Consider the following 11,742-nt stretch of genomic DNA (forward strand, 5'->3'; position numbering starts at 1 on the left):
TCCGCTCGACTTGCATGTATTAGGCACGCCGCCAGCGTTCGTCCTGAGCCAGGATCAAACTCTCCATAAAATTGTTGAGTTTAAATAGCTCAATACTTGTTGCTGACTTTTAATAAAAGTCTAAATTGACGAGATATCCTTACTGTTGAAGTCAACAGTAAAATTCTCTTTTTCGCTTGGCTTTTGTTCAGTTTTCAAAGAACTCGTTTGCCGCTCAGTGGCGACTTAAACTATATTACATTAAGACTTTCTAGTAGTCAAGAACTTTTTTTCTGGTGGGCCTGAGTGGACTCGAACCACCGACCTCACGCTTATCAGGCGTGCGCTCTAACCAGCTGAGCTACAGGCCCAAAAAAGACATAAAAAAAGCACCTTACAAAGCCTATTTTTTTGGAGCGGGTGATGAGAATCGAACTCACGACATCAGCTTGGAAGGCTGAGGTTTTACCACTAAACTACACCCGCGTGTAATGAATACTGTATCATAAGATACCTATGAAAACAAGTAAAACTTTAAAAACAATGGTCGGGAAGACAGGATTTGAACCTGCGACCCCTTGGTCCCAAACCAAGTGCTCTACCAAGCTGAGCTACTTCCCGAAATGTATATGGCACGCCCTGAGAGATTCGAACTCCCGACCTTTTGGTTCGAAGCCAAACACTCTATCCAGCTGAGCTAAGGGCGCATACTGTTTCTTCATATAATAAGCGAATAGTTGGTGCGGTTGAGAGGACTCGAACCTCCACGGGGTCAACCCCCACTAGGCCCTCAACCTAGCGCGTCTGCCATTCCGCCACAACCGCATTAACACCGTATCGCATTTCTTAAAAGAACAAAGTGCGGGTGAAGGGACTTGAACCCCCACGTCATAAGACACTAGATCCTAAGTCTAGCGCGTCTGCCAATTCCGCCACACCCGCGAAATTTCATAGAAAAATATAAATGGCGGTCCGGACGGGACTCGAACCCGCGACCTCCTGCGTGACAGGCAGGCATTCTAACCAACTGAACTACCGGACCAAATAAATGGTGGAGGATGACGGGATCGAACCGCCGACCCCCTGCTTGTAAGGCAGGTGCTCTCCCAGCTGAGCTAATCCTCCAATTGGTGACCCGTACGGGAATCGAACCCGTGATACCGCCGTGAAAGGGCGGTGTCTTAACCGCTTGACCAACGGGCCTCTTATCAAACAAAACAGTGGCGGAGAAGGAGGGATTTGAACCCTCGCGCCGCGTAAACGACCTACACCCTTAGCAGGGGCGCCCCTTCAGCCACTTGGGTACTTCTCCGTGGCTCCACAGGTAGGACTCGAACCTACGACCGATCGGTTAACAGCCGATAGCTCTACCACTGAGCTACTGTGGAATAACTTATTGCTGACTTGGAATATTATATAACCATAACATTCAGTTGTCAACTATTTGTTATCGCCTCGTTCAGCGACTTCTATAATATAGCACAGGACATTCCTGCTAATCAATACTTTAATTAAATTTTTTTAAGTTTCCCTTTGCAGCGTCCACATCCGTATTTCTGCACATTGATCCTTCGTCTTCGAGAGTACTCCTGTTGACACTCTTTACATACATACCTATGAAGCGTTTTTATTGTATTCGTGGTCCCAGGAATCACATCACAAAAGCGAGGAGCATCAACTTGTTTTAAAAGAGCTTTAAAATCCTGATCCTGGTGCTTATATCCTTTTCCTTCTATATGTAAATGGTAGTGGCATAGCTCATGCTTAATAATCCCAATTAAAGCCTCTTCCCCAAAATAGGTGAACTGCTTTGGATTAATCTCAATATTATGATTGTGCAAGAGATATCTTCCACCTGTTGTTCGCAACCTATTATTAAAGATTGCTTTATGCTTGAATTGACGATTAAAATGATCCAACGATAATCGTTCTACTAATTGCTGCAACAACTCATTATCTAATTGTTTAATGTTTTTTTCCATAACCTTCACCATTCCTTCAACTTTGACAAACCCTCATACATATAATAATACATATCCAAATAGCTGTTAAGGAGATGGTTGCTTATGCCAGATTGGCTAAGACAACAATTAAGGCGGGCTTACCACAAAAAAGACCGAACACAGATTAAAATTTTAAATCAATGCTGGTTTTATTACAAAGAGAAATCAGATGTACCCATTAAGACGATGCAAAAATAAAAGAAGCCACTGAAAAGGTACGATTTACCTTTTCCAGTGGCTTCTTCTTGGCTCTTTAGAGGTTTTTACTTTGTTAGTCTACACCTGTTCCTCTGGTTTTTTCATTGTTAGTGAAATTCTTCCCTTTTCTACATCAGCTTGTTCAACCCAAACTGTTACAATTTCACCAACAGAAACGACTTCAAGTGGGTGTTTGACAAAGCGGTTTGTTAACTTAGAAATATGGACAAGACCGTCCTGTTTTACACCAATATCAACAAACGCACCAAAATCTACAACATTGCGCACTGTTCCTTGAAGCTCCATACCAGCCTTTAAATCCTCCATCTGTAAAACGTCCTGCTTTAAAAGAGGCTTCGCTACTTCATCACGCGGATCACGACTTGGACGAATCAATGAATCGATTATATCCGTTAATGTCGGTAATCCGATTTCAAGTTCACTAGCAAGCTCCTCTTTATTTATAGACTGAAGCTGTTCCTTCACCTTATCTGTACCAATTTCTTTTGCAGACGCATTGATTCTTTTTAAAAGCTTTTTCGTTTCATCATAGCTTTCAGGGTGAATAGCAGTCGCATCAAGTGGTTGAGTGCCTTCTTGAATTCTCAGAAAGCCTATTGCTTGTTCATATGTCTTTGCACCTAATCTTGGTATTTTCTTCAATTGAGTACGACTCGTAAAACGTCCCTCTTCATCTCGACGTTTAACGATATTGGTTGCTACAGTTTTTGACAATCCTGCAACATATTGCAGCAACGAGCTCGAGGCAGTATTTACATTTACCCCAACCTGATTTACAACAGTCTCTACAACAAATGTTAATGAATCATTTAAACGTTTTTGAGAAACGTCATGTTGATATTGACCAACCCCTACAGACTTAGGGTCAATCTTCACCAATTCAGCAAGCGGATCTTGTAGTCTACGGGCAATAGAAGCTGCACTTCTTTCTTCAACTTTCAGATCAGGGAATTCCTCTCTCCCAAGCTCTGATGCCGAATAGACACTCGCACCAGCTTCATTAACGATCAAATAATAAATCGGATCAGCTAATTGTTTCACCGTATCTGCAATAAACTGCTCTGTCTCCCTCGAAGCCGTTCCATTTCCAATTGCAATCATCTCAACCTGATGTTCTTCAATTAACATTTTGACCTTCTCGGTGGCCTTTTCTACTTCATTACGCGGAGGTGTTGGATAAATAACAGCGATATCTAACACCTTTCCTGTATCATCAACAACCGCAAGTTTACAGCCTGTCCGGTATGCCGGATCAACACCAAGAACGACTTTGCCCTTCATCGGAGGTTGTAGCAGTAGATGTCTTAAATTCTCTGAAAAGATATGAATCGCTTGTTCTTCCGCCTTCTCAGTTAATTCATTACGAATTTCTCTCTCAATTGACGGTTCAATCAAACGCTTATAGCCATCCTCTATCGCCTCACTAACTAAATCAGCTGTCAGTGAAGATGGATTCTTAATTATCGTTCTTTTCATATCACCAATAATTCGATCACTTGGGAACACTAGCGATACACGAAGAATCCCTTCCTTTTCACCACGATTCATCGCTAAAATCCGATGTGGAACGATTGCTTTAATTGCCTCTTCATACTCATAGTACATCTCAAATACTGCTTTTTCATCCAATTCAGTATCCTTGGAGACAGTTTTGATTTTACCATCCTTAAATCCAGTTAACCGGATTGCCTTTCGAAGGTCAGCTTCATCAGAAATCCACTCAGCAACGATATCTTTCGCACCTTGAATGACCTCTTCCTCTGTATGAAGCTCATGCTCCTCACTTAAATATGTACGCGCCTCTTCCGTGATTGAACCATCCTTCGGGAAGGAATATAACCATAAAGCAAAGGGCTCTAAGCCTTTCTCCTTAGCAACAGTCGCCTTCGTTCGTCTCTTCTGTTTAAATGGTCTGTATAAATCTTCAACCTCTTGAAGCTTCTTAGAATTTGTAATTTTTACTTTCAATTCATCTGTCAATTTTCCTTGTTCATCAATTAAGCGAAGAACCTCTTCTTGACGTTGTCCTAATTGATTTGCATATTCCCACTTGTCAACAATTGTGCGGATCTCTACCTCATCTAAACCACCTGTCATCTCTTTACGATAACGTGCAATAAAAGGAACCGTATTCCCCTCTTCAACAAGTTTGATTAATTGATCAACATTCGCTTTCTTTACTTTCAATTCCTGAGCAATTGATTCGATTGTATGTTGTTTCTTTGCATCATTCATTCGAGCACCTCTTTAGAAAGAATAGTATTATCATATCATATTGACTAGCGAAACTGAGAATCGACCTACTCTTCCTAGCCCAAACGAAAGCAAAAGATTTCTCCTTCAAGGGTTGTAGTAAGGAATTTGTGGAGCTAGACTTCAATTGTAAGACTTCTATCCTTTTTAAAAAGAAAAAAGAGGCCCTCCTCCAAAACAGGATCAGAAACCTCTTAACTTAATCTAGGTCAAAACTTAAACTTCGCTACTTGTTGATTTAGGTTTTCCGCGAGCTTCGCTAACTGTTCCGAGCTAGTAGCAACAGCCTCCATGGAAGTACTCGTTTGCTTAACAGAGGAAGCCGCTTGTTCAATACCTGCTGACGATTCTTCAGAAACTGCAGCAATTTCTTCGATTGATTTATTGATCTCCTCACTGTTATCTGCGATCGTATTCAAATTACCTGAGATGATCTGCACCCCTTTAGTCATTTCCAACAGAGCTTCATTAATCATCTCAAACGTTTCGCCAGTTGTACGGATTTGGTTTGTACCATTTTCTACTTCTTTATATCCAGACTGCAGTGATTCCGTTACTTGATTAGAGTCCCTTTGAATACTACCAACAATATGTGTAATATCCGCTACAGATAAAGATACCTGCTCTGCTAGCTTTCTAACTTCATCTGCCACAACAGAAAATCCTTTACCATGCTCCCCTGCTCTAGCGGCTTCAATCGCAGCATTCAACGCCAGTAAATTCGTTTGATCGGCAATATCCTTAATGACTCCAACAAGCTTAGATATTTCCTCTGACTGCTTGTCCAACGACCCTACCTTTTCTACCGCTTCTCCTACTATCGTGTGAATCGACGTCATTTGTTGAATAGAAGAGCTCATTAATTGACTTCCCTTTTCCACCATTTCAATGACATGTTGCGAGGATTGATTGACTTCATTTCCTCTTTGACTCGCCTCGTTCACCTTACCAGTAAAATCAAGCATTGAACTCGCTAATTGAGTGGCCGTAGTTGCTTGTGCTTCAGATCCAGAGGACAACTCTTGCATAGTCGAAGCTATTTGACTGCTCCCCTCTTTTACTTCCCCCGCTGCTTGAGTGAGTCCATCACTTTGAGCAGATACCGTATGCGAGACTGAACTGATTTGCCCCAGTAGTCCCTTGATGTTCTCATTCATTTTGTTACTAGCTGTGACTAATTGTCCAATTTCATCATGCGACTTTATCTGAAGTGGCTCTTGGCTTAAATCGCCTTCAGAAAGCAAGCCCATTCGTTTTGTAATCCTTTGAATTGGTTTAGCAATGATCGAAGCCATATAGATAGCCAATGCCGTTCCTATAACCACTACTACAATCGAAACGATGATTCCTACAACCATATTTGATTCGTTATTAACGAGTAGATTGTTACCTGCACCTTCGAATAGTCGTTCTCGATTATTAATGAGATATTGATACCCATTCATAATTTCCATACCTTCTATTCTTACAGGTCCCTCTATATTTCCCTTAGCTAACTCTTCGTCCCCGCTTTGGTATACAACAAATACTTCATCTCTCACTCGTTGTTCCCATTCAATACTCCTAGCCACTAAGTCTTGAAAATCTTGCGAGTCCGATAACTCCAGAGCTTCCGTTTCTACTGTTCGACTTTCTTCTGAATATGCATCAAACTGATCTATGTATTCTTGTTTCCCAGTTAATACATACGCCCTTGCAAGACTAATCCGTTCCGACATGTTATGCCCTAATGTTTGATCGGCAATTAACAGCGGAAGCTGATGATTAATCATATTCTTCGTTTCAGAATTAATCGCTGTAGAAGCAATGAAATTGTACACGCCAAATGCTAGCGTTAATGCAACCACAATTGAAAATCCCACCAAGATCTTAGCTCTAATCGAATTCAATTTAAGTGGCTTGAATAACTTATTCTTCATACTCCCACCCCCTACTCTAAGTTTCACATATTGCTCATTAGAAAAATGGCCCCTTGTCCCTCTTGGACAAGGGGCCACTCCCCATATCAGTATTAAGCTCTTTGTCTACGAGTCATAACGTCAAAGATAACTGCCGCTGCAAGTACTCCACCACGAATCATGTATTGTGGGGCAATACCTACACCCAACAAGTTCATTCCATTTATGAGAGTCGCCATAACAATCGCACCGATAACAGCACCTGTTACTTTACCAACACCACCCGCAGCAGATACACCACCAACGAATGCGGCAGCAATCGCGTCTAGTTCAAATAATGTACCAGCTGTCGTTGTAGCTGATTCCAAACGAGCTGTAAATAAAATACCTGATAACGCTGAAAGCATCCCCATTGAACCGAATACGATAAACGTAATTTTACTTACGTTGATACCCGTAAGGTGAGCGGCTTCCGGATTACTACCTACCGCATAAATGTGACGTCCAAGAACCGTCTTTGTTGTAATGAAATGATAAACCAGGACAACTAATATAATGATGATAACCGTCCAAGAGAAACCGTTATACCCCGCTAGAAGCCATGTTATATAAGCAATAATTCCTGATACAAATACTAGTTGAAGGGTAAAGATTGGCTTTGATACAACATCAAACTCATACTTGATTTTATTTCGACGATTTGAAATCGCGCTGTAAATGTAGAATAGGATTCCAATTCCCCCGATAATCAAGGAAAGTAAATGTAGACCAGCTACTTCGGCAATAGCTGGTATATAGCCATTCCCAATTGCATTAAACGCATCATTATCAACGTTAATCGTACCTGTTTTTTCAGTTACCATTAAAAGGGCACCACGATAGATAAGCCAACCAGCTAGAGTGGCAACGAATGCTGGAATCCCAACTTTTGCTACTAAAGCTCCTGTAATTGAACCAGCTGCGATACCCATTACAAGTATAATCGGGATAACAATAAATACCGGCATATTAAATTGCATAAGAAGGATTGCCGCAATTGCCCCAAGAAAACCTGCCAAAAATCCGATGGACAAATCAATGTGCCTAATAACGATAACAAGCATAACACCGACTGCTAATACGGCGATATAACCAGCAGAATCTAATAAATTACTAATATTACGTGAAGAAAGGAATAAACCATCAGTCAAAATTTGAAACGTGATCATAATGACAGCTAAAGCGATATACATTCCGTAATCCCGGATATTATGCTTTAACAATCCCGATAATTCTTTAATATACTTCATTTTATTAACCTCCTATTGCGTTGCAAGTTCCATGATCTTTTCTTGGTTTGCTTCCTCTGAAGAAAGTTCCCCTTTAATTTCACCCTCGGCCATGACATAAATGCGATCACTCATCCCAAGAACTTCACCAAGTTCCGACGAAATCATAATAATACTCATTCCTTGAGCAATTAATTCATTCATGACTGTGTAGATTTCAAATTTTGCACCGACATCAATTCCTCGTGTCGGTTCATCTAAGATTAATAGTTTCGGACCAACAAATAGCCATTTTCCTAGAGACACTTTCTGCTGGTTTCCTCCACTTAATTTTCCAACCAATTGTTGTAGTGACGGTGTCTTGATTTTTAAGGATTCACGATAACCTTGAGCAATGACCATTTCTTCATTTTCATTCACTTTACCACCAGGTGAAATTTGCTTTAAATTTCCGATCGAAATATTACTTTTAATGTCTTGCAATAAGAATAACCCATCGCCTTTTCTATCTTCCGTTACATAGGCAATTCCTGCCTTGATGGCTTCGCTTGTGTGTTTGAAATGGGTCTTTTTCCCTTCTACAATGAGATCCCCTTGTACCTTATAGTTTTCTGCATTTCCAAAAATACTAAGTGCAAGCTCTGTACGACCCGAACCCATTAGACCTGCTATGCCAACAATTTCTCCCTTTTTCACATGGAGATCTACATTAGTGGCTACATTCCGTCCAAGTCTTGAATCGTAGGCCGTCCAGTTAGATAATTCAAGAATATTCTCACCCAACACTTTTTTCGCTCGTTTCGGGTAAATATCTTCAATTTCACGACCAACCATGTTCTTAATAATATTGGTCTCAGTAATTTCACCCTTGGATGCATCTAATGTACAAATCGTTTCTCCATCGCGTAGGACAGTGGCCTTATCAGCAATTGCGATAACCTCTTTTAGTTTGTGAGAGATCATAATCGATGTGATCCCTTGCTTTTTCAATTCAAGTAACAGCTCCAATAGATTCGCGCTATCATCTTCATTTAACGCAGCAGTCGGCTCATCTAAGATTAGAAGCTTTACTTCTTTACTTAATGCTTTCGCAATTTCAACTAGCTGCTGTTTACCTACACCTAACTCTTTAATTAAGATTTCTGGGTTAACCTTTAATCCTACTTTATTAAGCAGATTTTTGGATTCAACAATCGCTTTGTTCCAATCAAGGACGCCGCCTTTTTGTATTTCATTTCCTGCAAATATATTTTCGTATACCGATAGATCAGGGAATAGTGCTAATTCTTGATAAATGATAACAACGCCAACGTCGACGCTATCGCTAATCTTATTGTATTTTTGGATTTCTCCATTGTAGACAATATCACCAGAATACGTGCCGAATGGATAAACCCCGCTAAGTACCTTCATTAACGTAGACTTACCAGCACCATTTTCTCCAACAAGGAAGTGAATTTCTCCTCTTTCGACTTTGAAATTGACATTAGAGAGTGCCTTCACGCCTGGAAACTCTTTTGATATCTGGTTCATTTCTAAAATATAATCACTCATTACTTTGCCTCCTTAACCAGACAACTTTAAAACCAGAGGAATGAGCGTTAGATTGATCCAACACTCATCCCCATAATTGTATTAGTTCTATTATTCTAATCCCGTAAATTGACTAGCTTCATAGTATCCAGAATCAATCAATTCTGCTTTTACGTTCGCTTGATCAACTACGATAACATCCGTTTGTTTTGCATTTACATCGATGCTACCGTTGTTATACGTACCTGTTGTTTCTGGAGTGTTACCATCAAGGACTTCAATAGCCATACCCATTGCATCTTCAACTAAAGAACGAACATCCTTGAATACAGTCATAGATTGCTTACCGTCAATGATGTATTGGATTGAAGCTTGCTCAGCATCTTGACCAGTTACAACATAGCTAGTTACTTCCCCATCTGAAGCAAATACGTCAGCGATTGAACGAGAAGTACCGTCGTTTGGAGCTAAGATTGCGATGTCACCTTTTAATTCAGCACCTGCAGATGTTAAGTGCGTTTCAGCTTTGTTCTTTGCTTCTGCTGGATCCCAGTTCGTTGTTACCTGACCTAAGATTTTACCCATTTCATCACGACTAAGTGTCGCTTTATCTTTTAAAGCTTCTGCTTCGCTAGAGTTAGCGATTACAAATGTACCATCAGCAATTTTTGGTTGAAGAACATTCCAAGCACCTTCAAAGAATAAGAATGCGTTGTTATCAGATGCTGCACCAGCGTATAGGTAAAGTGGAACACCTGTACCTTCTACATTGTCAACTAAATATTGACCTTGTGCTGCACCTACTGCAATACTGTCAAACGTTACATAATAATCTACTGCTTCTGTATCAGTGATTAGACGATCATAAGAGATAACTGTAATTCCTTCTTCCTTCGCTGCTTCAACTGCAGAAGCTGCTGCTGGACCATCATGTGGTGCGATGATTAAAACTTCAATTCCTTTACTAATTAATGTTTCTACGTTTTCTTTTTCTTTCGCAGAAGAACCTTGGCTAAATAGAATTTCAGTTGTGTATTCCGAATCAGAAAGTGCTGCCTTAAATCTTCCTTCATCTTGAACCCATCTTGGCTCATCCTTTGTCGGTAATACGATACCAACACTTACGCCAGCTCCACCACTACCGCCAGTGCTATTACTACTGCCACATGCGGCAACAAAAAGTATAGACATAATTCCTACTAATAAGATAGCAATTGATTTAAACCCTTTTTTCATTATGTTTAACCCCTCTCAAAAATTAATGTAATTGCTTACAAACCTAATATATCATCAGGTATAGGGGGTGAAAACGTTTTCTTATAGCGTTATTTCATTATTGATCTGTACTTTTTTAACATGGTTATTTAAAGGGACTTGCATTTAAAAGACCATGAAAAAGGGAGTATGGACTGAAATCCAAACTCCCTAAGCACTTTCCGCTATGATTTGATTACTAATGAATGACATGACAATCCAAGCTAATTATTTTCTAAGTAAATTTCCTCTCTAGTATGGAATTCATCTGCAATAATCGTCTCATCTACATTAGATTGATCGACAATAATTGGTTTAAGGAGAATCGAAGGAACTTCCATTTTGCCGTTATTTACATTCATGAATCTCCCTATTTCTTCTTCTCTCGCTAGTGCAATGGCAAGCTCAGCAGCTATCATAGTCAGCTCTTTAATCGGCTTATAAACAGTGAGGGTCTGCGTTCCTTTAAGGATACGTTGAACTGCTGCTAGGTCTGCGTCTTGTCCTGCAACAGGTATGACCCCAGCAAGCCCACGTTCCTCAAGCACTTCAATTACAGCACCCGCTGTTGCATCATTAGCCGCAATAACCGCATCAATCTCGTTATTGTTGGCATCTAAGGCAAGCTCCATATTTTCTTTTGCGTTTACCGGCAACCAGTCTTTTGTCCATTGGTCAAATACAATTGTAATATCCCCATTATTGATTAGTGGCTGGAGGACACTGAACACACCCTTCTTAACCATATGGGCATTATTATCCGTTTCAGCACCTCCAATATAGACATATTTTCCTTTAGGGACAAGGCTAGTGATGGCTTGTGCTTGCAGGACTCCTACTTGTTCATTGTCATAAGATACATACATATCAACTGCTGCATTTTTCACAAGCCGGTCATAGGATAGAACCTTAATACCCGCAGAATGTGCTTTTTCCACGATAGCTGCTGTTGATTCAGCATTATGCGGAACAATGACGAGTAGGTCGATTCCATGGCTGATCATCGTTTCGGCCTGCCAAATTTGTAATGCATCATCCCCATGTGAAGTCATAATTTCTACCTCTGCACCAAGAGCTTCAACCGATTCCTCAAAATAATCCCTGTCCTTTAACCAACGTTCTTCCGTTAATGTATCCATCGCAAATCCAATTCTGATAGGCTCATCGGGTGATCGCTCTACTTCATTAGATCCAGTCTCGGTCTGATATTCAGATTCAGCAATTGGTGTCTCACTGTTTTCACATGCATAAAGAAATGTAGTTAATACGAGCAACAGCATTCCTAGATTTAGTAGAGTAAATAACCGCTTCATTCGATTCCCTCCTATCATTTGA

General features: G+C 40.4%; 8 protein-coding genes, 11 tRNA genes and 1 rRNA gene. 1 reads left to right on the forward strand and 19 read right to left on the reverse strand.

Annotation, left to right across the window (positions count from 1 at the left end):
- The 13 genes from J7W16_RS19390 to J7W16_RS19450 form a co-directional block, all read right to left on the reverse strand.
- Positions 1 to 70 (reverse strand): 16S ribosomal RNA (locus tag J7W16_RS19390); the annotation flags it as partial.
- 203 nt (positions 71 to 273) lie between these two features.
- Positions 274 to 350, reverse strand: a tRNA-Ile gene (locus tag J7W16_RS19395).
- A gap of 41 nt (positions 351 to 391) precedes the next feature.
- Positions 392 to 465: transfer RNA gene (locus J7W16_RS19400), tRNA-Gly, on the reverse strand.
- A 58-nt stretch (positions 466 to 523) separates the two neighbouring features.
- Positions 524 to 600, reverse strand: a tRNA-Pro gene (locus J7W16_RS19405).
- 9 nt (positions 601 to 609) lie between these two features.
- Positions 610 to 686: transfer RNA gene (locus J7W16_RS19410), tRNA-Arg, on the reverse strand.
- Between the two features lie 31 nt (positions 687 to 717).
- Positions 718 to 804: transfer RNA gene (locus J7W16_RS19415), tRNA-Leu, on the reverse strand.
- Between the two features lie 35 nt (positions 805 to 839).
- Positions 840 to 921, reverse strand: a tRNA-Leu gene (locus J7W16_RS19420).
- A gap of 23 nt (positions 922 to 944) precedes the next feature.
- Positions 945 to 1,021, reverse strand: a tRNA-Asp gene (locus tag J7W16_RS19425).
- Between the two features lie 7 nt (positions 1,022 to 1,028).
- Positions 1,029 to 1,104, reverse strand: a tRNA-Val gene (locus J7W16_RS19430).
- 3 nt (positions 1,105 to 1,107) lie between these two features.
- Positions 1,108 to 1,182 (reverse strand) — tRNA-Glu (locus tag J7W16_RS19435).
- A gap of 18 nt (positions 1,183 to 1,200) precedes the next feature.
- Positions 1,201 to 1,291, reverse strand: a tRNA-Ser gene (locus J7W16_RS19440).
- Position 1,292: 1 nt separating this feature from the next.
- Positions 1,293 to 1,367: transfer RNA gene (locus J7W16_RS19445), tRNA-Asn, on the reverse strand.
- A gap of 123 nt (positions 1,368 to 1,490) precedes the next feature.
- Positions 1,491 to 1,961: a SprT family protein gene (locus J7W16_RS19450; RefSeq protein ID WP_210599152.1), complete on the reverse strand. Its 471-nt coding sequence runs from the start codon at positions 1,959 to 1,961 to the stop codon at positions 1,491 to 1,493.
- A gap of 84 nt (positions 1,962 to 2,045) precedes the next feature.
- Here J7W16_RS19450 and cmpA point away from each other — a divergent pair, with 84 nt between their 5' ends.
- Positions 2,046 to 2,180: a cortex morphogenetic protein CmpA gene (gene cmpA, locus J7W16_RS19455; RefSeq protein ID WP_210599153.1), complete on the forward strand. Its 135-nt coding sequence runs from the start codon at positions 2,046 to 2,048 to the stop codon at positions 2,178 to 2,180.
- Between the two features lie 78 nt (positions 2,181 to 2,258).
- On the opposite strand, the gene J7W16_RS19460 is transcribed toward cmpA, so the two are convergent.
- The 6 genes from J7W16_RS19460 to J7W16_RS19485 form a co-directional block, all read right to left on the reverse strand.
- A complete protein-coding gene (locus J7W16_RS19460) occupies positions 2,259 to 4,436 on the reverse strand; it encodes a Tex family protein (RefSeq protein ID WP_210599154.1) in 2,178 nt (725 codons plus the stop codon).
- A 227-nt stretch (positions 4,437 to 4,663) separates the two neighbouring features.
- Positions 4,664 to 6,373, reverse strand: a complete 1,710-nt coding sequence (locus J7W16_RS22665; RefSeq protein WP_210599155.1) for a methyl-accepting chemotaxis protein — start codon at positions 6,371 to 6,373, stop codon at positions 4,664 to 4,666.
- Positions 6,374 to 6,465: 92 nt separating this feature from the next.
- Positions 6,466 to 7,641 (reverse strand): sugar ABC transporter permease, encoded by a 1,176-nt coding sequence (locus J7W16_RS19470; RefSeq protein ID WP_210599156.1) that lies wholly within the window; start codon positions 7,639 to 7,641, stop codon positions 6,466 to 6,468.
- 12 nt (positions 7,642 to 7,653) lie between these two features.
- Positions 7,654 to 9,174 (reverse strand): sugar ABC transporter ATP-binding protein, encoded by a 1,521-nt coding sequence (locus J7W16_RS19475; protein ID WP_210599157.1) that lies wholly within the window; start codon positions 9,172 to 9,174, stop codon positions 7,654 to 7,656.
- A 90-nt stretch (positions 9,175 to 9,264) separates the two neighbouring features.
- Entirely contained in the window at positions 9,265 to 10,389 is a 1,125-nt protein-coding gene (locus J7W16_RS19480) for a sugar ABC transporter substrate-binding protein (protein WP_210599158.1), read from the reverse strand.
- A 242-nt stretch (positions 10,390 to 10,631) separates the two neighbouring features.
- Positions 10,632 to 11,720 carry a sugar ABC transporter substrate-binding protein gene (locus J7W16_RS19485; RefSeq protein ID WP_210599159.1) on the reverse strand — a complete coding sequence of 363 codons (1,089 nt, stop codon included), beginning with the start codon at positions 11,718 to 11,720 and terminating at the stop codon, positions 10,632 to 10,634.
- Between the last annotated feature and the right edge of the window lie 22 nt (positions 11,721 to 11,742).

It is taken from the genome of Halalkalibacter suaedae, from assembly GCF_017939705.1.
Classification (GTDB): Bacteria; Bacillota; Bacilli; order Bacillales; family Bacillaceae_D; genus Halalkalibacter; species Halalkalibacter suaedae.